We start from the raw sequence: 23,596 nt of genomic DNA, 5'->3' as shown, positions 1-23,596 counted from the left end.
ACAGCGAGTAGCGCCACCTGTGCCGAAGGTTTCGGAAATCTGTGGACAGCCGTGATCAGCCCGTCCGCCGGGGGCGGGACGCCGTCTCGGCGGCCACCGCCGCCACCACACCGCGCAGCGCCGCGAAGGTGTGCGCCGGGACCAGCGCGTCGCAGAAGGGCAGCGCCGCAGCCATCCCGCCGGTCGAGGGCTCGAAACCCGGCGCCGCCGCCCTCGGGTTGGCCCACACCACCCGGTGCGCGCGCCGCCGCAGCCGCGCCATGGCCGCCGCCATCTCCTCGGGCGGGTCGCCGTCCCAGCCGTCGGAGGCCACCACCACGACGGCACCGCGCACCGCCGACCCGTGGTGGGAGGCCAGGAGTTCGCGCAGGCTGGCGGCGATCCGGGTGCCCCCGAACCGGTCCCGCACCGCGCCCGTGGCCCGCGCCACCGCCTCCTCCGCCGTGCCGTGCGCCAACAGCGGGGTGAGCCGGGTGAGCCGGGTGCCGAACGCGAAGGCCTCAGTGCCCGCGACCAGCGCGAACGCCCGCATCAGGTGCACGTAGGCGGCGGCCTGCGAGCGCATTGACCCGCTGACGTCGCACAGCACCACCACCCGGCGCGGCCTGGGCACCGGCGCGCTGCGCACCAGTTCCAGGGGCTCCCAGCCGGTGCGCCGGGCGCGGGCCAGGGTGGCGCGCATGGCGATGCGGCGGCCGCCCGGGCCGGGGGAGTGGCGCCGACCGCGCCGCCGGGGCAGGCGCGGCCGCAGCTCCTCCAGCCACCGGCCCAACTGCCGCACCTCGTCCTCGGAGAGGCGGTCGAAGGGCGCCTCCGCCAGGACCTCCAGGGCACTGGGCCGCAGCTCGGGCAGGGCCCTGGGGTCGTCCTCCCCGTCGGAGGAGGGGTCGCTGTTCGGCAGGGTCGCCCACGGCAGCCCGCCGCCGACCGCTCCCTGGTCCTCGGGGCCCTCGTCCGGTGCCCTCTCGCCCTTGGTCCTGACCGAGGCCGGGGGAGGGGAGAGCTGCTCGCCGACCAGGTCCGCGTCGCCGAACACGGCGGCGAACACCGCGTCGAAGGCCTCCAGATCGCCCCGGCGCCGGACCAGGCACACCCGCGCCGTCCAGTACAGCTCCCCGAGCGAACGGGGAAGGGACAGGGCCAGGGCCCGGGCCAGGGAGCGCGCGGCGTCCAAGTCGGTGCGCACGCCGTTCTCGCGCAGCCGCACGGTGAGCGCGACCACCAGGGCGGCTCGGTCGACCCCCTGGAGGAGCGCCGACCCGGGCCGGGGCTCAGGCGAAGAGGACATAGCCGATGCCGATGCCCACCCCCACCAGGAGCAGTGCGAACACCGGCCACAGCCGCTGGAGCACGGCGCCCCGGGAGGCCGCGCCCAGGTCCACCGGCTCGGGCTCGGCGCTCTCGATCGTGCGCTTGGCGGTGGCCGTCGCGGTCCCGGCCGCGGCGGCCACCGGTTCGGGGGTGCCCGACTCGGACGCGGCGGGCGCGCTCTCGGCCGGGGCACTCTCCGGCGCGGCGGGCGCCTCGGCGGCCCCTCCGTCCTCGGGGGCCTCTCCGCTCTCGGGCGCGGTCAGCTTCTCCTCCAGTGCGGCCGTGAACTGCCCCAGGAGCTTCTCGGACACGTCCTTGATCATCCCGCCGCCCATCTGGGCCAGTTTCCCGGTGATCTTCAGGTCGGTCTCCACCGCGACCTTCGTGCCGCCCTCGGCCTCGCTCAGCTGGAAGGTGACGGTCGCCGAGGCGTTGCCCGCGCCCCGGCTGGCCTTGCCGGAGGCCTCGATGGCCGCCCGGTGGGCGTCGGCGTCCTGCTCCACGAACCGCGCGGTGCCCTCGTAGGCGGCCACGACGGGGCCGACCTTCACGCGCACCTTCCCCGAGTAGACGTCGCCCTCCACCCCGGTCAACTGCGTTCCGGGCATACAGGGGGCGATGGCCTCCACGTCGGTGAACAGGGCCCACACGCGCTCGGCGGGGGCGTCGACGGTGAACTCGTGCTCGATCTTCATGTCGCTTCCTTCGAAATCAGGGGGATGTGTCCGGGGCCGGTCCGTCCGCGGGGGCGCCCCTCAGCGCGGCCGCGACCGCCTCCCGGTCGTCGGGGGTCTTGGCGAGGGCGGACAGCGAGTGCACGACGTCGTCGCGGACCAGGTCGGTGGCGCCCAGCGCGCCCAGGGCCGACACCCAGTCGATGGCCTCCGCCATGCCGGGCGCCTTGTCCAGTTCCAGGCCCCGGACCCGGGACACGAACTCGGCGGCCGACGCCACCAGCGCCTCGCCGGCCTGGGGGACGCGGCGGCGCAGGATCCGCGCGGCGCGCTCCGGAGAGGGGAAGGGGATCCAGTGGTAGAGGCAGCGGCGGCGCAGTGCGTCGTGCAGGTCCCGGCTGCGGTTGGAGGTCAGGACGACCAGCGGCGGGTGCTCGGCGGTGAACGTCCCGATCTCGGGCACCGTCACCGACGCCTCGCCCAGGAACTCCAGCAGCAGCGCCTCGAACTCGTCGTCGGCGCGGTCCACCTCGTCGATGAGCAGCACCGGCGGTGCGGCGCCCTCGTGGCGCACCGCCCGCAGGACCGGCCGCTCCAGCAGGAACTCCTCGGTGAACAGGTCCGCCTCGGCGAGCCGTTCACCGCGGGACTCGGCCAAGCGGACGGCCAGCAGCTGGCGCTGGTGGTTCCACTCGTAGAGGGCCTCGGCGGCGGTCAGACCCTCGTAGCACTGCAGACGCAGGAACGGCGCGCCGAGCACCTCGGCCAGGGCCTTGGCCACCGCCGTCTTGCCCACGCCGGGCTCCCCCTCCAGCAGCAGGGGGCGGCCCAGCGCCATGGCCAGGTGGAGCGCGGTGGCCGTGCCCTCGTCCACCAGGTAGTCCAGGGCGTCCAACCGGTGTCGGACCTCGTCGGCGTCCAGCACCGGCTACACCCCGGCCGCGTAGCGGTCCCGGCACCCGGGCGCGCAGAACCAGTACTCGTGCCCGCTCACCTCCAGGCGGGGGGTGTCGGCCTCCACGGTCACGGACATGCCGCACACCGGGTCGAGGGCGGTCTCCGGGGCGGCGGGTCCGGGCGTGCCCGAACCGGAGCAGCAGCCGACGGGCTCGGGCGCCGTCAGCCCCTCCACCCGTACCGCCCGGACCAGTTCGGCCAGGATCGACAGGGCGATCTCGGCGGGGGTGGCGGCCCCGATGTCGAGTCCGACGGGGGTGCGCACCCGGGCGCGCTCCTCCTCGGACAGGGCGAGGGCCTCCAGTACGGCGGCGCCGCGGCGGCGCGAGGCGACCAGCCCCACGTACCCCGTCCCGGCGTCCAGGGCGGCCCGGACGGCACCCTCCTCGTCTCCGCCGTGGGAGGCGACGACCACCGCCGTCGCGCCCGCCACGACCGAGGCGTCGGACCCCGCCGACACGACGAAGCCCAGGGGCCCCGCCTGCTCGGCCAGGGCGGACACGATCGGGGAGTCCCCGACCACGCCCACCACGGGATCCGGCAGACGGGGCTGGAGGAAGATCTCCATGGCACCCCCGGACAGGCACGGGTTGACGACCACGTGCGCCCCGGGCGCCTCCGGGAAGGGCTCGCCCTCGTCCGGCAGCACCCGCAGCAGCACGCTGCGGCGTTCGCGGATCGCCTCCAGCGCGGCGGTGCGCACCGAGTCCCGGGCGCACCGACCGCCGACGAACCCCTCGATGGACCCGTCCGCGAGGACGATCGCGCCGTCCCCGGCCCGCACCGAGGCGGGCACCTGGGCCCGCACCACGGTGGCCTCCACGAACGGCACCCGGTCGGCCAGCAGTTCGCGGCTGCGGCCGGTCAGGTCGGGGGCGGTCGCCATCACGTCAACTCCTCTGTGTTCTCGCTGCGGCCGACTAGAACGACGGCTTCGCGTTACCGTTCATCGCCTCCCACACCCGGGAGGGTGTGAGGGGCATGTCCGCGTGGCGCACCCCGAACGGCTTGAGGGCGTCCACCACCGCGTTCACCACGGCCGGGGGGGAGCCGACCGTGGCCGACTCGCCCACGCCCTTGGCGCCGATCGGGTGGTGGGGGGAGGGGGTCACCGTGTACCCGGTCTCCCACTCGGGGACCTCCAGCGCGGTGGGCAGCAGGTAGTCCATGAGCGATCCGCCCAGGCAGTTGCCGTCCTCGTCGAAGGAGATCATCTCCATCAGCGCCATGCCGACGCCGTCGGTGAGGCCGCCGTGCACCTGGCCCTCGATGATCATCGGGTTGATGCGGGTGCCGCAGTCGTCGACGGCCACGAACCGGCGCACCTTGACCTGCGCGGTGCCCGGGTCGATGTCGACCACGCAGATGTAGGCGCCGTGCGGGTAGGTGAGGTTCTCCGGGTTGTAGCAGATCTGGGCGTCCAGACCGCCCTCGATCCCCTCGGGCAGGTCGCCTGCGCCGTGGGCGCGCAGGGCGATCTCCTGGATGGTGACGCTGCGCTCGGGGTCGCCCTTGACGGAGAAGGCGCCCTTGGTCCACTCCAGGTCGGCGACCGAGGCCTCCAGCATCCCCGAGGCGATGATGCGCGCCTTGTCGCGCACCTTGCGGGCCACCAGCGCGGCGGCGGCGCCCGAGACCGGGGTGGAGCGGCTGCCGTAGGTGCCCAGGCCGAAGGGCGTCTGGTCGGTGTCGCCGTGAACCACGTCGATGTCGTCGACGGGGATGCCGATCTCCTCGGCGACGATCTGCGCGAAGGTCGTCTCGTGGCCCTGGCCCTGGGTCTGCACCGACAGGCGCACCACGGCCTTGCCGGTGGGGTGGACGCGCAGCTCGCAGCCGTCGGCCATGCCCAGGCCCAGGATGTCCATGTCCTTGCGCGGGCCGGCGCCGACCGCCTCGGTGAAGAACGACAGGCCGATGCCCATCAGCTCGCCGCGGGCGCGCTTCTCGGCCTGCTCCTTGCGCAGCTCGTCGTAGTCGGCGATGCGCATCGCCTCGCGCAGCGTCGGCTCGTAGTCGCCGGAGTCGTACACCCACCCGGTCTTGGTGGTGTAGGGGAACTGCTCCGGCTTGATGAGGTTCTTCAGCCGGAGCTGGACCGGGTCCATGTCCAGCTCGTGGGCCAGGCAGTCCACGATCCGCTCCACCAGGTACACGGCCTCGGTGATGCGGAAGGAGCAGGCGTAGGCGACGCCGCCAGGGGCCTTGTTGGTGTAGACGGCCGTGAGCTTGGCGTGCGCGGCCTCGATGTCGTAGCTGCCGGTGAAGACCCCGAAGAACCCGGCGGGGTACTTGGTGGGCGCGGCCTGGGCGTTGAAGGCGCCGTGGTCGGCGAGCACGTTGGTGCGGATGCCGAGGATGCGCCCGTCCCGGGTGGCCGCGATCTCCCCGCGCATGATGTAGTCGCGGGCGAAGCCGGTGCTGATGAGGTTCTCGGAGCGGTCCTCCACCCACTTGACCGGCTTGCCGACCACGAGGGAGGCCACGATCGAGCACACGTAGCCGGGGTAGATCGGCACCTTGCCGCCGAAGCCGCCGCCGATGTCGGGGGCGATGACCCGGATCTTGTGCTCGGGCAGGCCCGCCACCATCGCGTACAGGGTGCGGTGGGCGTGCGGGGCCTGGGTGGTCGACCACAGGGTGAGCCGTCCCTCGACCGGGTCGAAGTCGGCGACCGAGCCGCACGTCTCCATGGGGGCGGGGTGCACCCGCGGGTAGACGATGTCCTCGGTGACCACCACGTCGGCCTTGGCGAAGACCTCCTCGGCGGCGTCGGCGTCGCCGGTCTCCCAGTCGAAGATGTGGTTGTCGGCCTTGTCCTCCAGGTCGTCGCGGACCACGGGCGCGCCCTCGGCCAGGGCGCTGCGCACGTCCACGACCGGGTCGAGCATGTCGTACTCGACGTCGATGAGCTCCAGGGCGTCGCGGGCCGAGTAGTGGTCCTCGGCCACCACGAAGGCGACCTCCTGGCCCTGGAAGCGCACCTTGTCGGTGGCCAGGACGGCCTGGACGTCGTTGGACAGGGTCGGCATCCACGCCAGGCCCTTCTCCGCCAGGTCTGCGCCGGTCACCACGGCCACGACCTTGGGGTGGGCCTGGGCGGCGCTGGTGTCGATGGAGACGATGCGCGCGTGCGCCATGGGAGAGCGCAGGATGGCCAGGTGCAGCATGCCCGGCAACTGGACGTCGTCGACGTAGCGGCCGCGCCCGCGCACGAACCGGGGGTCCTCCTTGCGGAGCATCCGGCCGTGGCCGACCGGCTTCTCCTCCTCCACTGCGGTCATCAGACCTCCTCCTTGACCTGGTCGGCCGCGGCGGACGTGCGCTCGGCGGCCTCGTGCTCGGCCGCCCAGCACACCGAGCGGACGATGGTGGTGTAGCCGGTGCAGCGGCAGATCTGCCCGGAGATGGCCTCGCGGACCTCCTCCTCCGAGGGGTCGGGGTTGCGGTCCAGCAGGGCGCGGGCGGTCATCATCATCCCGGGCGTGCAGAAGCCGCACTGGAGGCCGTGGCACTCCATGAACCCCTGCTGGACGGGGTCGAGGCTGCCGTCCGGCCGGGCCAGCCCCTCGACGGTGGTGACCTCGTGGCCGTCGGCCATCGCCGCGAGCACGGTGCACGACTTGACGGGCTCGCCGTCCATGCGCACCACGCAGGTCCCGCAGTTGCTGGTGTCGCACCCCCAGTGGGTGCCGGTGAGTCCCAGGTGGTCCCTGAGGAAGTGCACCAGGAGGAGGCGGCCCTCGATCTCCTTGGTGACCTCTTCACCGTTGACGGTCATGGTGACGCGCATGGTCAGGCCCTCCCGGTTCCGGCGACGGCGCGGCGCAGCGTCCGTCGGGTGAGTTCTTTGGCGAGGTGGCGCTTGTACTCGGCGCTTCCCCTGGTGTCGGTGACGGGGTCGCAGCTCTGGGCCGCGATCTCCCCGGCCCTGGTGTAGAGCTCCTCAGAGGGGCGCTGTCCGCGCAGCGCCTCGGCGATCCCTTCGACCCCGACGGTGTCACCGCCCACGGCGGCCAGGCCGACCCGGGCGTCGGTGAACGCGCCCTGGTCGATCCACACCGCGGCGGCGGCGGAGACGACGGCCCAGTCGCCGACGCGGCGCTCCACCTTCTCGAAGGCGCTGCACCCGCCCGGGCGCACCGGCAGGCGCACCTCGACGAGCATCTCGCCGGGGGCGACGGCCGTCTCGTAGGGGCCGACGTGGAACTCCTCCATGGGGACGAGCCGTTCGCCGTCGGTGCCGCGGATGACGCAGACCGCGTCGAGGGCACCGCAGACGGCCGACAGGTCCTCGGAGGGGTCGGCCTGGCAGAGGGAGCCGCCGATGGTGCCGCGGTTGCGCACGATCGGGTCGGCGATGACCTTCTCCGCCTCCATGAAGACGGGGAAGAGCTGGGCGAGGATCTCGGATTCGAGGAGTTCCCTGTGCCGGGTCATGGCGCCGATGCGGATCTCGTCGCCCTCGCGCCGGACGTACCCGAGTTCGCCGTGCAGGCCGTTGATGTCGATGAGGTACTCCAGGTCGGTGAGCCGGAGTTTCATCATCGGGAGCAGACTGTGCCCTCCCGCGACCAGCCGGGCGGACTCACCCAGGCGGTCCAGTAGGCCGATCGCGTGGTCCACGCTGGTCGCGCGCTCGTATTCGAACGGTGCAGGGACCTGCATGCGTGCCCTCCTTCGCCGTGTGGTGTGTCGCAGTGCACACCCGGCGGTGGGAGGAGGTCAACGGCGACCTAAGGTGTCGCTTAATCCCCCAGGAAGCGTCCTGTGCCAGGGAATCGGAAGTAAGGCTGGCCAAATGCCACCCCAAGGGGTGTCCGGTGGCGGTACGGCCGATGGTGGCCCCCACCGGGGGCTTCACCCCTCGCGGGGCGGCGTGTTCTCAGTCGTCGCCGCGACGCCGCCCCTCCGGTGGGAGCCGGTCCCTAACCCTGCCTCACGATCACAAAGCAGTGCTGTCCACTGACCCTGAGCGTTTCGATGACCTCGTCAAGGGTCTCGCTGTCGATTCCCTTAAGTTCCTTGGTCGCGGAGTTCTCGATATTCTCGATAATCCTCTGCTCGTCATTCTGGCTTTTGGGGGACATGTCCTCCTTCATGATCTCTCGGTCGATGATGTCGGTCAGTTTTTTCAATTCGGGCTCCGGAAGCTTCCATTTCCTGTTCTCGCTGGTGATTTCCTTGTTGACGCATTCGATGAACTTCTTTCTCGTTTCCGTGGTGTCCTGGGCCTGGGCTGGGGAGGAAAACGCGATACCGGACATCGCGAGCATCACGGTGATCGATGCCGAGGTGAGCGGCCGGAGGAACTTCATGTGGACTCCTGAAGACGGAGGGATCCTGCACGTCATGCGGATGTTAGCGCTGGTGCAGGTCTTTCGCCTGCTCTTCGGCGGTGGTGTCGCGAGCGTGCGCGGACGTTTACCCGCGATGGGAGCGGGTGCACGAAAGGTCGGACACATCCATGTGCCCGACCTTGCGCGTCTCCCTCTGTTTCCGCCGGAAACAGGTCCGGAAACAGTCGTCCGCAGAATCCCGGATGATCCCGGTGAGAACCGGCGCCGTCCCGTCCCGCCGCCGATCCCGGCGTCGTGGACCACATGTTCGCTTCCAGTCCTATGAACCGCCCAAACCTCAGCGCAGCGGCTGGCCGGTGACGGCGCGGCCGATGATGAGCTTCTGTACCTCGCTGGCGCCCTCGAAGATGGTGAAGATCCTCAAGAAGGAAGCAGTTTCCGCAGGTCAAACCCCTTAACCGGAAACAGGAGCAGCCGAATCGGAAACACCCATCCCGTCCACTGTCTTCGGCAGCTCCCCGAACGCCGCATCCATCGCCGCACGCGCCTCCGCCGCCACGGTCGGCACCATGTGGCCGTAAATCGCGAACGTCGTCTGGATCTGCCGATGGCCCAACCAGCGCGACACGTGAGTGATGTCGACCCCCCGAGCCAACATGACCGACGCCCACCGATGCCGCAGATAGTGGCTGGTCATGAAGTCCGGCAGCTCCGCCGCCGCCACCGCAGCCCGGAAATGCTCCAGATACGAGTTCCGCACCACCCGAGGATGCTTCCGGCCCGGGATCACATACCCGTCCTTGTCCGGAGGGAAGAACTCGACATGCCGCCGGTACCGCTCCTGCACGAACCCGGGCACAGGCACGTCCCGAAACTCTCCAGTCTTCCGCCACTTACACGGGATGAGCTTCCCTTCCGGGTTCACCTGCTCCGCAACGCGATACGTCGCCCCGCCATCCCGGAACTGGTTGGCGTTGAGCGCCAGAGCCTCACCGATCCGCAGCCCACACCCGTACTGAAACCACGACGGCAGCCGCCAGTCTGCCGGGAACCGGCCCACGAACCGCTCAAGCTGTTCCAGAGGAGGGTCGATGAGGATCGCAGCGGAGACCACAGCAGGAAGCTCCACCTGAACACACGGCGACTCCGCAACCCGCTTCGACAACCGGGCCTCCTTGAACACCGCAGCAACCGCGATGTACACCCCAGCGACCGTGGACGCCGAATGCAAGGCCCTACCAGTCTCGTCGGTGGCGTTCTTCAGATCCGTCACCAGATCAGTGATGTCCTCACGGGTGATGTCCCGCAGCATCATGCGACCGATCCTCGGGTAGGCGTGTCGGCGCAGAGAAGACCGGTAGGTTTTCGCCGACGAAGCGGCGCCAGGCCACTTCTTCAACCGCTGTTCAGCGTAGGTCTCGAACCTGACCCGTCCACGCTCCCCGGCATCGGCCTTCGACTTCTCGCCTGTGGCGAGCGCCGCCTCGATCTGCTTCTTCTTCGCGTCAGCTTCCGCCCAGGTGTCGAAGCTGACCGTCTTCTGACCCCCCGTATACCCGTTCGGCCGCCAGGTGACCTTCCATGTGTGAGGGCAGCGGTGCCACTTCTTCATTCTGTCGGCGCGTCCTTCACGGCCCTTCTTGGGGACGTCGGACGCGCACCCACACTTCTTTAAGACGTTTGCCACAAGGGGGTCTCTCTCCTCGTCGGGGGAAGACAGGGGTTCAACACACCCCGCGCAGAGAGACAGCAGTTAGGCGGCCTGCTGGCCTAGCCATGCTTCGACATCACGCTCACGGAACTTCAGGGACCGGCCGACCTTGTGGCCCTTCAACCCCCACTCCCTCCAGTTGTTGTAGAGGGTCTGGCGGCTGATCCCCAGCATGTCCGCAGTGCTCTGGGCGGACAGCATCCGGTTTGATCCTCCGGGTGGCATCCCGATCCCTTCCCTTGTGGCGCGGCACCGGGAACGGGGGCCGGTGCCTAGTCGAACGGTGTCTTGTTGAACACCTGCATCTGGCGGGCGGCCTCATCTGCTGGCTGGTAGGGGGCCATGCCGTCCGGGCGAGCGGTGAGGTTGTAGTCCATGAGTTGTCGGCGTAGCTCCTCCGGGTCTGTCGACCAGGTGAGGGGCCACTGGCCGTCAGCCCACCGCCATACGTGCGCGGCAGGCTGCGGGGAGGTGCCGGTGATCTCCATGTCACCCACTGCGGTGGGGGCGAGGAGGAGCGTGTTGGGGGTGACGTCCAAGACGAGAGCGAGTGCGACTAGGTCGTCGGCGTCCACGCGACGTTTGCCTGACTCCACGTCGGTGACTGCGCCTGGGGTCCATCGGCGTTGGTGTTCTTCGGTGAGCCGTCGGGCCGTCTCCCGGACGGTGAGCCCGCGTCGGTGGCGGAGGCGTTTGACGTTCGCAGCGACCTGCCTTCCTGTTGGCCCCATCTGGTTGGGGCGTCGCCCCGGCTTGTCGTCGCTCATAGGGCGAGTTTGCCAGCCCTGCACGGGGTGTGTTGAATCCCTGTCAATCTTCTGGGATCATGGTAACAGATGTTCGTATGATGCGAACAAATGAAGGCAATTTAAGGACACTTCTGTTGCCGAACCGGGCGTGTTCAAGGCTCTGGCCGGTGTTCGCCCACCGGCCAGAGCCGACCGTCCGGCCCCTGACAGCCCTAGCAGAACCCAGGAGCCGAACATGGCTGATCGTATCGGTGCTGTTGCCACATCGACCGGCACCGCACCACCGGCCAACCACCGGCAGGATGCCCCTTCTTCGGTCGCCGCCCGGTTGGCGTCCCGACGCCAACGGCAGGCAACCCGCCGCCATGACCGGGTGGAACGCCGCCGGGCCGCTGGTGAGCACCGCACCAGCCTTCGAGATGTCGCAGAGGAGATCCGCAAGGCCGAGCATGAACGTGTGCAGCGGGCCGCCGACCGTTCCGAGCAGGCCGCCCTCGGCGTGCTGTGGCGGCGCGCATCGGTGTCGGGTGCGCGCGCCCGGCTGACCGCGCAGATCACCCGGTCCGCGGAGGCCCGCCGCCTCCGGGTGGATGCGGTCCGTACCTGGACCCTGCGGATCGGCATCCCAGTGCTGTTGGCGTTCGGGGCGTGGTCCACTGCGGGCGTGCACGCTGGGATGGTGACCGCCCTCGGCCTCACCTTCGGGGCTCTCGGCTGGTGGATGGCGTGGCTGGTCGAGCCCGGACTGATCACCGTAGTGGCGGCCGTCATCATCGGCCGCGCGGTCCTACGTACCGCAGGGGGTGACGTGGACTGGCGGGCGCTGACGGTGATGGGGAGCGCGCTGGCCGCGTCCCTCGCCCTGTCGGTGCTGCCGGTATGGCCCACCAGTTTGGACCCCGAGTCGGTGGCTGCGCTGGTGTCGAAGGCCCTCGGCCCTGTCGGGACAGCGGTGGTCGCACACCTCATCGGCATGTTCGACGACTACGCCAGCCGAGCCCGCCCCGAAGACGGCGCGGTCGCCCTGGACGACATGAAGCTGGAGAGCCCCGTCCCGGCCGGTACCGTCCCGCCACTCCCCCACACCACCCTGGAGGGGTCCGACGCTCCCACATTCGACCTGCGGGAGAACGCTCCACACACAGCGTTGGACGAGACCGACCCGTGGGGCGACGACCCTGATGGTGACGCCTTCGCGGCTTGGGCGAACGGGACCGGCCCCGCCCCGGCCCCACGACACTCCGGAGTGGGGTCGCAGGTGACCCGGCATCCCGCACCCGCCGTCCCCCCAGTGCTGCCGGTTGATGAACGGGGCCGACAGATCACCCCCAAGCAGGGGCAGACCGCGTTCCAGGCAGCAGTGGACGACTATCTGAACAGCGTGCGGGACGGCGACGAGTTGACCGGTCGGGAGCTGTGCCGCCGCCACGGCGTCAACGCCGACAACCGGTTGTGGCGGCAGGCTGTCGTCCGTGCCGCGAAGGAACAGGAAGCCATGAACGACCACGCCCTGTCCTAACCCTCCAGAAAAGCTGAAGGCCGGGCACAGCCATGTGCCTGGCCTTTCGTGTGTCTGCAAAGACAGCAGTGACGCGTTGTCGAAGAAGAGGGGCGCATTCGGCAACACCGTAGGGAGCCGACAGCGAAGGGAGCTTCGGCCCGCTATACGGGCGTAGCGGTGGGGCCGGTTGCTGATGTGTCAGAGGTCGGGAGAGGGTCTGCGGAAGGGCGGTTGTGCGAGACGGCTGATCAGCACCGCCCGGCCCATGGGCTTGGACCCCGTGGGCAAGCCGCAGTGCTTCCCCACCATCAGTCTCCCGGTGCGGCGGGCGGCAGCCCTTCAGCCCTGCGCAGCGTGTCGATGATGTCGAGAACCGGGCGGAGACTGTCCGCCGGGAGCCCGGAAGCACGCATCGCGATGTTCTTCACGTTCGCGTCGCCCAGGGCACGCACCAGTTGGAGTTCGTCCTGGACCTTCCGGGCGGTGTCCGCGTCGGTGAAGTACCTGGCCCCTGCGGGGATCTCGAAGTACTCGGTGAGCTTCTCCAGCTCTACACGGGTCGGGGCGGCGGCGCCGTCCAGGATGTCTTGGGCGCGCTGCTCGGTGATGGTGTTGTTGAGGCCGCCCGCGATCGTTTGGGCGGTGTGGCGGTCCCCGTGCGTTGGGGGCAGGTTCTCCAGCAGGAAGTGCAGCCGTTCGGTGAACTCGGGGTGCGGCGTGGGGGCGGCCGGGGCGGGGGGTTGGCCGTTGCGGGCGTCCTCGAACCCTCCGGGAGCCCAGCCGGCGGCGGCTTCGATGGCTTCGATGCTGCGTCGGTGTGGGCTGGTGGTGCCTCGCCTGATGTTGTTGAGGGTCTGCTCGCTGATGCCGCAGTGTTCGGCGAAGCTGTTCCAGGTGTGTCCCTGGGTGTTGCGGGCGTGGGTGAGGTGGTGGTCGAGGTTTTTGGCCTCGGTGTTCTTGTACCAGTCCGCGGGTGGGGACGTGTTGGGTGGCATGTTGCTGATGTTAGCGGTATTTGACCAAGTTTGGTCATTTGTGGCCTGGGTCACACAAGTTTCAAGGGTGAAATTTGCGCAAACCAGTCAAAACACGTTGAAATTTGGGCAAATAACACCTAGTGTGGCCACCATGGCCACCATCCCCCTCCGCCCCCACCAGCGGGTCAACCTCGACACCGAAACCGTCTACCGCATCCTCCGCCACCACCGCCTCCCCGTGGCCCACATCATCGCCAACACCCGACTGAGCCCAAGCCACGTGTACAAGGTCCTCGAAGAAGAACGACCGTGCACAAAACGGACATACGACGCCATTCAATCAGCCCTCCACCCCTACCTCACCGAAGAGGACCACCTCCTCCTCGACGACCACCCCCAACACATGGCCGCCGCCTGAACCCCAAAGCCACCCCGAGAAAGCCTCCACCCGCCTTCCCCACCCTCGAAACGAGACCCCTCATGCCCACCCGCACCATCGAGTTCGTCGACGATGTCCCCCGCACCACCCAGGGCCGCAACGCCACCCCCTGGGGCATCCCCGAAGCCGACGCGCTGCGCGCCAACCCCCACACGTGGGCCATCATCGCCCGCGTCCCCGACACCCGCCGCCGCGACGCCGCCCGCCTGCGCACCCGCGTCGGCACCATCAAACGCGCCAACACCCGACCGTGGGCCGACCCGCACGGCCGGTTCGAGGCGCACTCGCGCGCCGTCGGCGGCGAAGTGCGTCTCTACGCCCGCTACGTGCCCCACCCTCCCGCTCTCCTCGCAGCCTGACCGGCCCCACCGGCCTCCCTTCACCCCGCTCACCGAAGGACACCGTGACCACCCCACCCCCGCCGCTGCCCGAACCAGCCAAAGCCCTGGTCGGCAGGATCGTCAAAAACACCCACGCCCCCATGCCGTGGGAAGTCAACGCCGCCATCGACACCATCCGTCTGGAGATCGACGCCGGAGTACGGCGCCTCGACGAGGAACGCACACGCCTACCCCACCTCGCACGCACCTACCGGGCGAAGAAAGCCCGCGCCTTCCTCACCGGCACCGGCACCGTCAAAGACCGCGAAGCCCAAGCCGAACTCGCGAGCCTGTCCGAACGCATGGACGTCGAGGTGTGCGAACAGACCATCCACGCCGGACGCGAAAACCTCGACGCGCTCCGCACCGGCCTGTCGGCGTTGCAGACCATCAACGCGCAGATCCGCACCGAGATGACCGCCCTCACCGGGTTTGGGGGCAGACCATGACACCCCGGGCACACTACGAGGCTGCGGACCGGCTCCTGGACCTGTGGGACCTGACCGGCCAGCCCCGCCTGTTGGAGGCAGCGCAACAGCACACCGCCGCAGCGGAAACCCACCTGGTGGCCTGCCCGAACGCCGCCGTGGAGGTGATCGCCTGTGGTGGATCGTGACCAGCTCGCCCTGGACCTCGACACCATCAACCCGGGGCTGGCCGACACGCTGCGCGCTACCTCCGGCGACTGGTGGTCCCGGGCGTGGCGGGCCGTCCTGTACCTGGCCTCCACCGGGCAGCCGTTCCAGGCATACGACCTGGTGTCGGTGTGCGGCATCGAGGAGCCCGACAACACCGGCACGCAGTGGGGGGCGCTGTTCATGGCGCTGCACAGGGCGGGCCACATCGAGTACGCGGGCGGCGCGCCGTCGAAACGGCCGACCGCGAACGGGTCGATGTGCCGCCAGTGGATCGGCCGCCCAGCCGCCGCCAACTGTGGAGAGGCCACCGTCGACCAGCAGACGGAAGGCAGCAGACCGGACGGGTGCCGTCCCGGCGAGCCGGTGGAGGCGGTCGCATGACGACGTGGACTGTGACCCTCCCCGCCGGGCTGCCGATGATGAACTCCAACCACCGGCCCCACCCGATGCAGAAAGCCCAGCACACCAAGCAGGTGCGCGAAGCCGCGCAGATCGCCGCACTCGCCTCCGGGATGCCCCGGCTCGAACGGGCGTGGGTGATCGCCTACATCCACCCGAAAGCGAACTACGCCCGGTGGGACCCCCCGAACTATTGGCCGATGGTCAAAGCCGCTGTCGACGGGGTCGTGCTCGCTGGCCGTCTCGACGACGACTCCCACCAGTTCGTGTCCGGGCCGGACATGCGGCCCGCCCCGAAGGTGCCCAACCTCGGACAGCTCCGGCTGGTGTTCGTCGACCCTTGGCGGTGCCTGTGTGGCCACGACGTTCTGGAGCACTTGGACGGCCCGTGTCTACGGCCCGCCTGCGGGTGCGGCACGTACCGGGAACCGCCGGGGGGTGCGCTGTGAGGTTGGTGCGCCGACGCGGGGAGTGCGCCTGCTGCGGGGTATGGGGTCTGCTGTCGGACCGGGGTTTGGTGGCCGAGTGCACGGCCCGTTTCGAGACCACTGGACGACTGGGGGAGTGGCCGACCCGGGAAGAGCTGGTAGCCGAAGACGTCCAGATGGTGGCGGCGACGGGCGCATCGAGGCGTGTGGTCGCGGCCCGGTGTGGGGTGTCGGCGCGGACTGTGCGCGCGGTGCTGTCCTCCGGGGAGGGGGCTGGGGTGTGAGGTCAGTTCGGAGCTTTGTCGGCGGCCTTCTCCCACAGGCGGATGTTCTCGCAGGACATTCGGTAGCGCTTGCGGGTGCAGACGTGGTTGCCGCTGATGGTCCCGTCATGGGTGGCCTGCTGGTTGAGGGGGGCCATCTTCATGGCGTGGATCTCGGTCGTCGTGTCCTACTTCTTCTTCCTGCTGGTCACGGTGGGTTCGCGGAGGCGCTTGATGTCGTGTGCTCGGGCGAGGGTGCGGACCTTCTCGTAGCTGACTTCGGCTATGGGGGCGATGTCTTTGGGTCCCATCCCGTCGCGGAGCAGGGCAACGATTCCTTCGTCGATGGCGGTACGGGCCTTTTTGAGCTGTTCTTCAGCGGCTTTCCTCTGTTGAACGGCTTCTTCGAGTTTCTGCACGGCTTCCTCTTGGCGCATGGGCTGATTCTCTCATCCACCCCAAAGCTAGCTTGCCCAACTGCTTTGCACAAGTAACTTGTGCAAGCTAGCTTGGTCGTGGGGGAACGCCGTGAAGAACCTCCCCATGAGGGCACTCAACGCAGCGCTCGCCCGCGCCTTCTACGTCTTCGCGCAGCAGACCAACAGCCGCCACCAGATGAACACCGCCCCTAACGAGCCCCCGCCCCTGGAAGGACCCCTGATGGCTGAGAACGACGTGCTTGACCCGGACGCCGGGAAGCCCCGGCTCCTCGCAGAGAAGTGTTCGACCTGCGTATTCAGGCCCGGCAACCCCATGCGTCTGGTGGAGGGCCGGCTGGCTGAACTGGTCCGGCACAACCGTGAGGTAGGGGCCGGACTGACCTGCCACCAAACCCTGTCCGCCTCCGGCGCCGACGCGCCGAACGCCTGGTGCAAGGGATTCCACGACGCCTACCCCGACACGACCGCGATCCGCTTCGCCCACACCGTGCTGGGCGGCGTCGTTGAGGTTGAACCCCCCAAATAGCGCAACGGTGCGGTCGGCCACGAGTTGGCGGAGCATGCCTGCTGTCCTCAGTTGCTTCTTCGCCTTGTCGTGGCTGACCGCGATGGCCGATGGAGGAGCTACTACCACACCGAGACCGATGTTCTTACCCGCGCGGCGATTCTCGTTGCCAGTGCCGATACCGACCACTGAGCAGCGACACCACGAACCACCCGCGCCCGCGCGCACCGTAGAAAGAAGCACCACGTGAGCAACGAGGCCACCGCATGGGCCTACCGTCAGGACATCCGCAACAGCAGCGCGAAGTTCGTCCTGGTCGTCCTTGCTGACTTCGCCGACGAAGAATGGTCCTGCTACCCGGGGCAGCAGCGGATCGGTCGCATGACCGGCATGTCCGAGCGGACCGTCCGCCGGTCTCTGGACTGGCTTGAGGAACACAGATTCATTACCCGCAGTCACCGCCATGCCCAGTACGGGCGGCGTACATCGGACCGGTACTGGCTTCTCCAAGCGGCCAGCATGTCCGGTGGCGGCGACCAGCAGGGACACGACGAAAAGCCTGGTGGGAACCACCGGTCAGAACGACCGGATGGCCAACCGGCCATCCTGACCACCGGCCACAATGGCCGGTTGGCGAAAGACCAGGTCAACACCACCGGCCAGAATGACCACCGGTCAGACTGTCCGACCCAACCGGCCATCCTGACCGGGCTTGAACCATCAGTAGAACCATCAGTCTCTTCTCTTAAGAAGAAGCGCCCCACCAAACGCAACACCCCCGAGGTCGAACTCCCCGACGACTTCGCTCTCAGTAACAACATGAGGGAGTGGGCCGCGCAGAACGTGCCCGAAGTCGACGTCGAGTTTGAGACCGCCCAGTTCATCGACTACTGGACCTCCCGCTCAACCCGACGCAAAGACTGGATCGCCACGTGGCGGCAGTGGATGCGCAACCAGCAGAAGTGGTCCAAGGACCGGCTCCGCACCGCCACGACTGGCGGGAGCCGCACGTCGAACGTCGACGTGTGGGACCTCTACGCCGCCAGCCTCGGAGAGGACACCTGATGACCCCCACGGAAATCGGCAAGCTCGGCCGCAAGATCGCCGCTGTATGCCCTGCTCAGAAGTTCAACGAAGAGACCCCGAAGGCGTGGGCGGCACTGCTCGGCTGGGTGGACTACGACGACGCGCTCGCCGCCCTGTACGCCCTCGGCCAAGAGCAGCAGTTCATCGCCCCCTCGGACATCATCCGCCAGGTGAAGAGGGCCCGCCGCGACCGGCTGCGCACCCGTGTGGTGCCTGCCCCCACCAACCCGGACGACGCGGCGGGGTATCGGCGGCAGTTGCGCCGCTTCGCCTACCAGGTGGCAAATCCGCCTGCCCCGGGCCGGTTGGCGCTCACCTCCGGCCCGGACGAGGTGACGGCCCGGCGTGCAGCCCAGCTCCGTGCCGCTGGCGGCGGTCAGGTTGTCGACCCTGGGGCTGCGCCGAAGACGCCACCTGCTTCGGTGCGTGAAGCTCTGGCTGAGGCTCGCGGCCGGTGCGAGGAGGGGGCGCGCCAGTACCGGGGCGAGGACCCCCTGAGGAAACGGTGGACGCCGCCCGCAGATCCGTCTCAGCGCCGGGGCGATCTGGCTCCGCTGTCGGAGGAGTCGCTGCGGACTGTGGTCGACGCACTCCCCGGTGCCCCCAGGGCGCGCTCAAATCAACGCTGAGAGTCGAACATGCGTCCGTGTGGGGGGATTCCCCCGCGGCCGCACTGGAAGGACATGATGGCCGTCTGGATGGCCCAAGCCCGATGCCGGAACCTCACCCCCGCCCTGTTCACCGGCCCCAACCGCCAAGAACCCCCCCACACCCAACACACCCGCGAAACCCGAGCCCTCGCCGTCTGCGACCGCTGCCCAGTCCAACAACCCTGCCTCGACCACGCCCTCACCAACCCCCACAACTCGCCAGGCGTCATCGCCGGAGCCACCACCCACACCCAACGCCAACACATCGCAGCAGTACGCGAACGCGCCGCCGACCGGCTCCGCAAACCCAAAGCCGCCGCCACCTACCGCACCCTGTGGGACGGAGGCACACCCACCGACGCCCGACACACCACCGGACCGGTCGGCGCCGACCACGCCCGCAAAACCGCCACCCGCCATCTCGCCGAAGACGGCGAAGCCGCCCAAGTACTCGGCACCCGAAGGGTGATGCAAGAAGCCGTCCACCCCGTCAACCGGGAGCTGCGCATCGCGGTCGCCGACCGCGACCAGGACGCCATCACCCACATCCTCGACGGGCTCCCCACCGCACACCGGGCCGCGCTTCTGATCGAGTTCGCCGACGCTCTGGGAGCGGCCCCGTGAACACCAGCACAACCCCTCACGGGACACCGTCCACCTACCGGTACCACTCCTGCCGATGCCGCCCCTGCACGAAAGCGAACACCGACTACGGCACCATGCGCAACAGGCTCATCGCCTACGGCCGGTGGCAGCCGCACGGCGACCTCGACGAGGTACGCACCCACCTGCAACGCCTCATCTCCGCGCACTGGTCAGCAGCACTCATCACCGAAACCGCGCAAGTCGGCCACACCGTGGTGGCCCGAGCACTGAACGACCCCACCTACCAGGTCAGGGCGGCAACCGCCACGAAACTGCTCGCACTCGACCCCGGACAGGTCCGCCCCAGATCCCTGCCCGCCGTCGGAGCAGCACGACGGCTACGCGCTCTCGCCGCACTCGGCTACGGCCTTCCCGCCCTATCGACGGAAACCGGCATACCGACGTCGGTGCTGTCCGCGATCCGCCGCGGAGTCCACAAACGGGTGCGTACAAGCACACACGACGCGATCGCGTGGGTCTACGACAGGCGGTGCATGACGCCGGCCCCGGACGGAAGGTCGGCGCGTGCCACGTGGGGGGTGGCCCGGCGCGAGAAGTGGCCCACCCCGCTCGGGTGGGACGACGAGCTGATCGACCTTGGAGAGGCTGAGCTGGCGGCCGAGTTGGACCGGCAGGTGAGCCGGATGGAGCGGTCCGATCTGCGGAGCTGTTATCGGGCGATGTTGCAGGGTGAGCTGTCGCCGTTGGTGGTGGCGGCCAGTGAGGGCTTTTTGCGGTTGAAGCAGAGGCCGGGTGGGGGTTCGTCGCTGGCTGTGGGGAAGGTGGCGGCCTGATGGCGGGTCGGCGCGGCAGCGGGCCGACGAGGGTGACGAGGCGGAGGGTGTGGGCGCGGGACCGGGGTGTGTGCGCCTGGTGCGGGGAGGCTGTGCCTGTAGACGACCACAGTTTGCAGCATCGGCGGGCGCGGGGGATGGGCGGTACACGCAGGGCCGATGCGAACAGCCCGGCCAACTTGGTGCTTGTGCACGGGTCGGCGACGACGGGCTGTCATGGGTGGATTGAGGCGCATCCGCAGGAGGCAGCCCAGCGCGGGTTTCGTGTGGGGCAGTGGGAGGACCCGGCGCAGACGCCGGTCTTGTACTGGGGGCGGTTGTGGGTGTGGTTGGGGCATGAGGGCGGCGTGCTACGGCACAAGAAATTTGCGTAAATCTCATAGGGAATGTACTAGTTTGGGTAAATATTGGTAGAATGGGGCTACCCCACCGGGCAGCGGTCAGGCCCGAAGGCAGGGGGTGACCTGTGTGAAAGAGACGGCAGGCACCCACGAGCAGAGAGAGGAACCCCCTGTGGCAGGCGAAACCCCAATCACCCTGGTCGGCAACCTCGTCGACGACCCCACCCTGAACTTCACGAAGGGCGGCGTCGCGGTCGCCAACTTCCGTGTGGCGTCCACCCCCCGAGCCTTCGACCGGGAGTCGGGGGAGTGGAAGGACGGCGAGCCGCTGTTCCTCACCTGCACCGTGTGGCGCCGCTACGCCGAGAACGTGGCCGAGACCCTGACGAAGGGACTCCGCGTCATCGTGCAGGGCCGACTCAAGCAGCGCTCCTATGAGAACCGTGAAGGCGAACAGCGCACCGTGTTCGAGGTCGACGTGGACGAGGTTGGCCCGGCCCTGCGCAGCGCCACCGCGAAGGTGGTCAAGACGCAGCGCCAGGACGGCAGCCAGCGCAGCCAGCAGGGCGGCGGGTTCGGCGGCGGCCCAACCCCGGCGGCCGACCCGTGGGCCAACGGTGGTGGCGGGTTCTCCGACCAGCCCCCGTTCTAGACCACTTCCCCTCAAAAGCGGGCGTGCATCTCCACCATGCCCGCCCAAGGGGCCGCCCCAGCCCCCGCTCCCGGGGCGGCCCCACCCCTCAACCCCACACCTGGAAGGACAACCCCATGAAGCTCGGACCGCTCCTCGAAAACGGCCCAGAAAAGACCCACACCCTCCCACGCCAAACCGCCGAAGCCCTCCACGAACTCAAGACCTACAGAACCCCCTACGGCGGCTACACACCCATCCACGACGAGCAGACCGACACCCGCCGGTGGGTGTCGACGCACAGGCTCATCATCCGCCGCGACAGCGACCACTCCCTGTGGGCTCTGCCCTACGAGATGCCGCTCACCGAGTACCAGGACTGCGACACGTTCCTCGAACCCGGCGCCGTCACCGTGCACCGGGTGCGCGCCGAGCAGGTCACCGTCAACCGCTACGTCGACGTCTGAGACCGCAGTGAACAGCATGAATGGCTTGACGGCCCCACCTTGTAAAAGCAAAAGCACCCTCATGCACGAAGCCCCGCAGTCCCCGTTCAACCCCGCCGCCCATCAGCTGTCAGACCACGACTTGTTGGAGCTGGTCATGTTCGATGCTGTGTGCGTGAGCCAGGGGTCCGGCTGCGCCATCGAAGAGTACGCACCCAGGTTCGAGAACGAAACCCTAACCGCCGCGATCGGCTGTGCCCCCCTCGACCGGCTTAAAACCCTCCTGAACTACCACCGCAAGGCCGTGGACGCCTGGTGGAAGCGCCCGGATGCTGTGGATCTGTTCGGTTCCTACCACGCCGCGCGAGCCTGACTCCTCCCTGTACCGCCTGCCGTGGCTGCCGGACATACGAGCCCGGCCACGGCAGGCCCCCAACTCTTGGAAGGACTCTCGGTTGACCAGCAACGCCAGCAACGAACCGGAGGCTGCTCGTGACCGCGCGGACCGGCTGTGGACCATATGGCGTCACGCCGTGGCCGGAAGAGCAACCGAACGCGCCCACGCCCGCAGGCTCCGTGAAGAGCGCGACGCCGCACGTACCCTCGCCGTCCGATACCGGCAGCGGTGGGACGAAGCCCTCGACGACGGCGAACGGTTCAAAGAGGAACGCGACCGGGCGCGCGCCGAGCTGCGGACCCGCAGCATGCAATGCCACCCCGCCGGGAGGTGCAGCAGGTGACCAGCACCGCCGCCACCTCACGCCGTCTGCGCGCGCTCCGCCGCCAGGTCCTCGACCGCGCCGAACACGAACTCGCCCCCGCCGACGCCGCGCTCCTGGCAGACATGCTCGACCTGCACGGCCGGGACGACACCAAACCGTGCACCGGACCGTGCGGGCGGGACAAGCCCGTCACCGCGTTCGGGCTGGACCGGGGCTACCGGCGCGGCCGGTGCCGCGAATGCGAAGCCGCAGCGAAACGGCGACCGGGAACCCCTCCCCGCGCACAGCGGCCGATCTCCCCGTGCGGCACCCCGGCCGCAGCGTTTCGCCACTACCGGGCCGGGGAGAAGCCATGCCGCCCTTGCGCGCAGGCGCTCGCCGACAAGGAACGCGCCCGCGCCCGCGCCCGCCGAGAACAGCGCCGCGCGCCTGCTGTGTAAACCCTGCCGCTACTCGACTCCCTCACCCCCAGCCGCCGCCGCGGCCTGCCCCAGGACGGACGACCACCCATGCCCCACCCCTTCCCGACCGATGCGTTTGGCCGCATCGTCAAGACCGGAGACACCGTTGTGGTGCCTGGCAACAGCAGCACCCCCAACCCAGGGCTGGTGCACGCGGTCGTCATCGGCTTCTCCCCGTCCAAGAGGTCGGTGGATCTGATGGTGACCGCTGTGGGCCGCGACCAAGGGCCGGACCCTTCTGCGGTGGGCGCGGCCTTCCGCAGCCAGACCAGTCGTGTCCAGGTGCTCGACTCCGGCTGGAGTGCGTCGTGAACGGGTGGTGTTGTGCGTCCTACAGGTCGAGGAGCTGGGTTTTCTTCGCTGCGTATTCCTCGCGGGTGATGAGCCCTTCGTCCAGGCGGGCTGCCCACTCTTTCAGTTCGGCGGCGGGGGTGGGGGCCGGCGTTTGGGGCGTCTTGGGTTTGGGGCCTCGGCGGGCTCGGCTGTCGAGGTGTTCGCGGGCGAGGGTTTTCTCTTCGGGGGTGCCGTCGCGTTCGATGTCGGCCATGGCGTGTTCGACCATGCGGGCGGCCAGGTTGGTGTTTTGGCGTTTGTATACGGCGTCGAGGGTGTTCAGGAACTCGACTGAGGGCCAGCGGATGGCTCGGGTTTTGCTTTCGCCTATGGGCATGTGGGTGCCTTCCTGTGGGGTTTTTCGTGTGCACGCAATCATGCCACACCTAATTTCGTGCACACGAAATATGTGCTAGACTGTGCATACGAAATAGGGGGAGGGAAGCCCCCGCACACCCACCAGAAAGGCCCCCGCATGGTCACCACGCTCACCCGCCCGGCCGTCGCCCTCCCCACCCCCGCCGTGCTGGACATCGAAGACCTCGTGAGCGTGGTCGCCCTCACCCACGACGGTGAAGCGTCCTGCCACCACTGCGGAGAAGACATCTACACGCTCGACTCCGCGCTCTCCCCGTGGATCGACACCAACACGATCGACGACGACGCCCACAACGCCCTCCGCGAGCACCTGGAGAACCCGGAAACCCGCCGCTCCTGCCACCTCGGCGGATAGCCCGACCCGGCCGCCCCGGCCCGCTCCCGGGGCGGCCCCGCCAGTTTGTATCCATCCCGCTCATGGAAAACAGGAATCCGCT

34 protein-coding genes are annotated in these 23,596 nt (G+C 69.0%); 19 read left to right on the top strand and 15 right to left on the bottom strand.

Features of this window, described 5'->3' with window-relative positions; translation table 11 throughout:
• Positions 1–55 precede the first annotated feature (55 nt).
• The 11 genes from ACFHWE_RS03835 to ACFHWE_RS03785 all read right to left on the bottom strand — a co-directional run bounded on the left by ACFHWE_RS03835 (position 56) and on the right by ACFHWE_RS03785 (position 10,720).
• Entirely contained in the window at positions 56–1,288 is a 1,233-nt protein-coding gene (locus tag ACFHWE_RS03835) for a vWA domain-containing protein (RefSeq protein WP_416599188.1), read from the bottom strand.
• The gene (locus tag ACFHWE_RS03830; protein WP_416599187.1) at positions 1,272–2,006 is read right to left on the bottom strand and encodes an SRPBCC family protein; all 735 of its coding nucleotides are present in this window, start codon (positions 2,004–2,006) and stop codon (positions 1,272–1,274) included. Before ACFHWE_RS03830 ends, ACFHWE_RS03835 begins: the two co-directional genes overlap by 17 nt.
• A gap of 16 nt (positions 2,007–2,022) precedes the next feature.
• Positions 2,023–2,910 (bottom strand): AAA family ATPase, encoded by an 888-nt coding sequence (locus ACFHWE_RS03825; RefSeq protein WP_416599186.1) that lies wholly within the window; start codon positions 2,908–2,910, stop codon positions 2,023–2,025.
• Between the two features lie 3 nt (positions 2,911–2,913).
• Entirely contained in the window at positions 2,914–3,828 is a 915-nt protein-coding gene (locus ACFHWE_RS03820) for an XdhC family protein (protein WP_416599185.1), read from the bottom strand.
• 34 nt (positions 3,829–3,862) lie between these two features.
• Positions 3,863–6,226, bottom strand: coding sequence for an aerobic carbon-monoxide dehydrogenase large subunit (locus ACFHWE_RS03815; protein WP_416599184.1), 2,364 nt, complete (start codon positions 6,224–6,226; stop codon positions 3,863–3,865).
• Positions 6,226–6,735: a (2Fe-2S)-binding protein gene (locus ACFHWE_RS03810; protein ID WP_416599183.1), complete on the bottom strand. Its 510-nt coding sequence runs from the start codon at positions 6,733–6,735 to the stop codon at positions 6,226–6,228. Before ACFHWE_RS03810 ends, ACFHWE_RS03815 begins: the two co-directional genes overlap by 1 nt.
• A gap of 2 nt (positions 6,736–6,737) precedes the next feature.
• On the bottom strand, positions 6,738–7,610 hold the full coding sequence (locus tag ACFHWE_RS03805) for an FAD binding domain-containing protein (RefSeq protein WP_416599182.1): 873 nt from the start codon (positions 7,608–7,610) through the stop codon (positions 6,738–6,740).
• 260 nt (positions 7,611–7,870) lie between these two features.
• Positions 7,871–8,260 carry a hypothetical protein gene (locus tag ACFHWE_RS03800; protein WP_416599181.1) on the bottom strand — a complete coding sequence of 130 codons (390 nt, stop codon included), beginning with the start codon at positions 8,258–8,260 and terminating at the stop codon, positions 7,871–7,873.
• A gap of 436 nt (positions 8,261–8,696) precedes the next feature.
• A complete protein-coding gene (locus ACFHWE_RS03795) occupies positions 8,697–9,854 on the bottom strand; it encodes a tyrosine-type recombinase/integrase (protein WP_416599180.1) in 1,158 nt (385 codons plus the stop codon).
• A 141-nt stretch (positions 9,855–9,995) separates the two neighbouring features.
• A complete protein-coding gene (locus ACFHWE_RS03790; RefSeq protein ID WP_416599179.1) occupies positions 9,996–10,178 on the bottom strand; it encodes a helix-turn-helix domain-containing protein in 183 nt (60 codons plus the stop codon).
• Positions 10,179–10,225: 47 nt separating this feature from the next.
• Entirely contained in the window at positions 10,226–10,720 is a 495-nt protein-coding gene (locus ACFHWE_RS03785; RefSeq protein WP_416599178.1) for a helix-turn-helix domain-containing protein, read from the bottom strand.
• 217 nt (positions 10,721–10,937) lie between these two features.
• On the opposite strand from ACFHWE_RS03785, the gene ACFHWE_RS03780 reads away from it, so the two are divergent.
• Positions 10,938–12,221 carry a hypothetical protein gene (locus tag ACFHWE_RS03780; protein WP_416599177.1) on the top strand — a complete coding sequence of 428 codons (1,284 nt, stop codon included), beginning with the start codon at positions 10,938–10,940 and terminating at the stop codon, positions 12,219–12,221.
• A gap of 290 nt (positions 12,222–12,511) precedes the next feature.
• Here ACFHWE_RS03780 and ACFHWE_RS03775 read toward each other — a convergent pair whose 3' ends face one another.
• Entirely contained in the window at positions 12,512–13,198 is a 687-nt protein-coding gene (locus ACFHWE_RS03775; RefSeq protein ID WP_416599176.1) for a helix-turn-helix domain-containing protein, read from the bottom strand.
• 133 nt (positions 13,199–13,331) lie between these two features.
• Between ACFHWE_RS03775 and ACFHWE_RS03770 the strand changes: the two genes are divergently transcribed.
• The 6 genes from ACFHWE_RS03770 to ACFHWE_RS03745 all read left to right on the top strand — a co-directional run bounded on the left by ACFHWE_RS03770 (position 13,332) and on the right by ACFHWE_RS03745 (position 15,485).
• Positions 13,332–13,598, top strand: coding sequence for a hypothetical protein (locus ACFHWE_RS03770; RefSeq protein ID WP_416599175.1), 267 nt, complete (start codon positions 13,332–13,334; stop codon positions 13,596–13,598).
• A 62-nt stretch (positions 13,599–13,660) separates the two neighbouring features.
• A complete protein-coding gene (locus ACFHWE_RS03765) occupies positions 13,661–13,978 on the top strand; it encodes a hypothetical protein (RefSeq protein ID WP_416599174.1) in 318 nt (105 codons plus the stop codon).
• Positions 13,979–14,022: 44 nt separating this feature from the next.
• Positions 14,023–14,448, top strand: coding sequence for a hypothetical protein (locus ACFHWE_RS03760; protein ID WP_416599173.1), 426 nt, complete (start codon positions 14,023–14,025; stop codon positions 14,446–14,448).
• Positions 14,445–14,615: a hypothetical protein gene (locus ACFHWE_RS03755; protein ID WP_416599172.1), complete on the top strand. Its 171-nt coding sequence runs from the start codon at positions 14,445–14,447 to the stop codon at positions 14,613–14,615. Before ACFHWE_RS03760 ends, ACFHWE_RS03755 begins: the two co-directional genes overlap by 4 nt.
• Complete coding sequence (locus ACFHWE_RS03750) at positions 14,602–15,018, top strand: hypothetical protein (RefSeq protein WP_416599171.1); 417 nt, start codon at positions 14,602–14,604, stop codon at positions 15,016–15,018. Before ACFHWE_RS03755 ends, ACFHWE_RS03750 begins: the two co-directional genes overlap by 14 nt.
• Complete coding sequence (locus ACFHWE_RS03745) at positions 15,015–15,485, top strand: hypothetical protein (protein WP_416599170.1); 471 nt, start codon at positions 15,015–15,017, stop codon at positions 15,483–15,485. The genes ACFHWE_RS03750 and ACFHWE_RS03745 overlap by 4 nt, the downstream gene beginning before the upstream one ends.
• Before the next feature lie 265 nt (positions 15,486–15,750).
• Here ACFHWE_RS03745 and ACFHWE_RS03740 read toward each other — a convergent pair whose 3' ends face one another.
• Both ACFHWE_RS03740 and ACFHWE_RS03735 read right to left on the bottom strand, forming a co-directional pair.
• A complete protein-coding gene (locus ACFHWE_RS03740; protein ID WP_416599169.1) occupies positions 15,751–15,891 on the bottom strand; it encodes a hypothetical protein in 141 nt (46 codons plus the stop codon).
• A 24-nt stretch (positions 15,892–15,915) separates the two neighbouring features.
• Entirely contained in the window at positions 15,916–16,164 is a 249-nt protein-coding gene (locus ACFHWE_RS03735) for a hypothetical protein (protein ID WP_416599168.1), read from the bottom strand.
• Between the two features lie 106 nt (positions 16,165–16,270).
• On the opposite strand from ACFHWE_RS03735, the gene ACFHWE_RS03730 reads away from it, so the two are divergent.
• The 11 genes from ACFHWE_RS03730 to ACFHWE_RS03680 all read left to right on the top strand — a co-directional run bounded on the left by ACFHWE_RS03730 (position 16,271) and on the right by ACFHWE_RS03680 (position 22,760).
• The gene (locus ACFHWE_RS03730; RefSeq protein ID WP_416599167.1) at positions 16,271–16,693 is read left to right on the top strand and encodes a hypothetical protein; all 423 of its coding nucleotides are present in this window, start codon (positions 16,271–16,273) and stop codon (positions 16,691–16,693) included.
• A 225-nt stretch (positions 16,694–16,918) separates the two neighbouring features.
• Positions 16,919–17,737, top strand: a complete 819-nt coding sequence (locus ACFHWE_RS03725; RefSeq protein WP_416599166.1) for a helix-turn-helix domain-containing protein — start codon at positions 16,919–16,921, stop codon at positions 17,735–17,737.
• Positions 17,737–18,387, top strand: coding sequence for a hypothetical protein (locus ACFHWE_RS03720; protein WP_416599165.1), 651 nt, complete (start codon positions 17,737–17,739; stop codon positions 18,385–18,387). Before ACFHWE_RS03725 ends, ACFHWE_RS03720 begins: the two co-directional genes overlap by 1 nt.
• 57 nt (positions 18,388–18,444) lie before the next feature.
• Complete coding sequence (locus ACFHWE_RS03715) at positions 18,445–19,032, top strand: WhiB family transcriptional regulator (RefSeq protein WP_416599164.1); 588 nt, start codon at positions 18,445–18,447, stop codon at positions 19,030–19,032.
• Positions 19,029–19,847: a hypothetical protein gene (locus tag ACFHWE_RS03710; protein ID WP_416599163.1), complete on the top strand. Its 819-nt coding sequence runs from the start codon at positions 19,029–19,031 to the stop codon at positions 19,845–19,847. Before ACFHWE_RS03715 ends, ACFHWE_RS03710 begins: the two co-directional genes overlap by 4 nt.
• A 513-nt stretch (positions 19,848–20,360) precedes the next feature.
• A complete protein-coding gene (locus tag ACFHWE_RS03705) occupies positions 20,361–20,840 on the top strand; it encodes a single-stranded DNA-binding protein (protein ID WP_416599162.1) in 480 nt (159 codons plus the stop codon).
• 116 nt (positions 20,841–20,956) lie between these two features.
• Positions 20,957–21,286, top strand: a complete 330-nt coding sequence (locus ACFHWE_RS03700; protein ID WP_416599161.1) for a hypothetical protein — start codon at positions 20,957–20,959, stop codon at positions 21,284–21,286.
• A gap of 61 nt (positions 21,287–21,347) precedes the next feature.
• Positions 21,348–21,638, top strand: coding sequence for a hypothetical protein (locus tag ACFHWE_RS03695; RefSeq protein WP_416599160.1), 291 nt, complete (start codon positions 21,348–21,350; stop codon positions 21,636–21,638).
• Between the two features lie 160 nt (positions 21,639–21,798).
• Positions 21,799–22,005: a hypothetical protein gene (locus ACFHWE_RS03690; RefSeq protein ID WP_416599159.1), complete on the top strand. Its 207-nt coding sequence runs from the start codon at positions 21,799–21,801 to the stop codon at positions 22,003–22,005.
• On the top strand, positions 22,002–22,427 hold the full coding sequence (locus ACFHWE_RS03685; RefSeq protein ID WP_416599158.1) for a hypothetical protein: 426 nt from the start codon (positions 22,002–22,004) through the stop codon (positions 22,425–22,427). The genes ACFHWE_RS03690 and ACFHWE_RS03685 overlap by 4 nt, the downstream gene beginning before the upstream one ends.
• A gap of 132 nt (positions 22,428–22,559) precedes the next feature.
• A complete protein-coding gene (locus tag ACFHWE_RS03680) occupies positions 22,560–22,760 on the top strand; it encodes a hypothetical protein (RefSeq protein ID WP_416599157.1) in 201 nt (66 codons plus the stop codon).
• 19 nt (positions 22,761–22,779) lie between these two features.
• Here the strand turns inward: ACFHWE_RS03680 and ACFHWE_RS03675 are convergent, their stop codons facing one another.
• Positions 22,780–23,118: an SHOCT domain-containing protein gene (locus ACFHWE_RS03675; protein ID WP_416599156.1), complete on the bottom strand. Its 339-nt coding sequence runs from the start codon at positions 23,116–23,118 to the stop codon at positions 22,780–22,782.
• A gap of 138 nt (positions 23,119–23,256) precedes the next feature.
• Between ACFHWE_RS03675 and ACFHWE_RS03670 the strand changes: the two genes are divergently transcribed.
• On the top strand, positions 23,257–23,514 hold the full coding sequence (locus tag ACFHWE_RS03670) for a hypothetical protein (RefSeq protein ID WP_416599155.1): 258 nt from the start codon (positions 23,257–23,259) through the stop codon (positions 23,512–23,514).
• Positions 23,515–23,596 lie beyond the last annotated feature (82 nt).

It is taken from the genome of Nocardiopsis sp. LOL_012, from assembly GCF_048060475.1.
Classification (GTDB): Bacteria; Actinomycetota; Actinomycetes; order Streptosporangiales; family Streptosporangiaceae; genus Nocardiopsis.
Note: the sequence above shows the minus strand (reverse complement) of the source record. Positions and strands in the feature narration are given on the sequence as shown.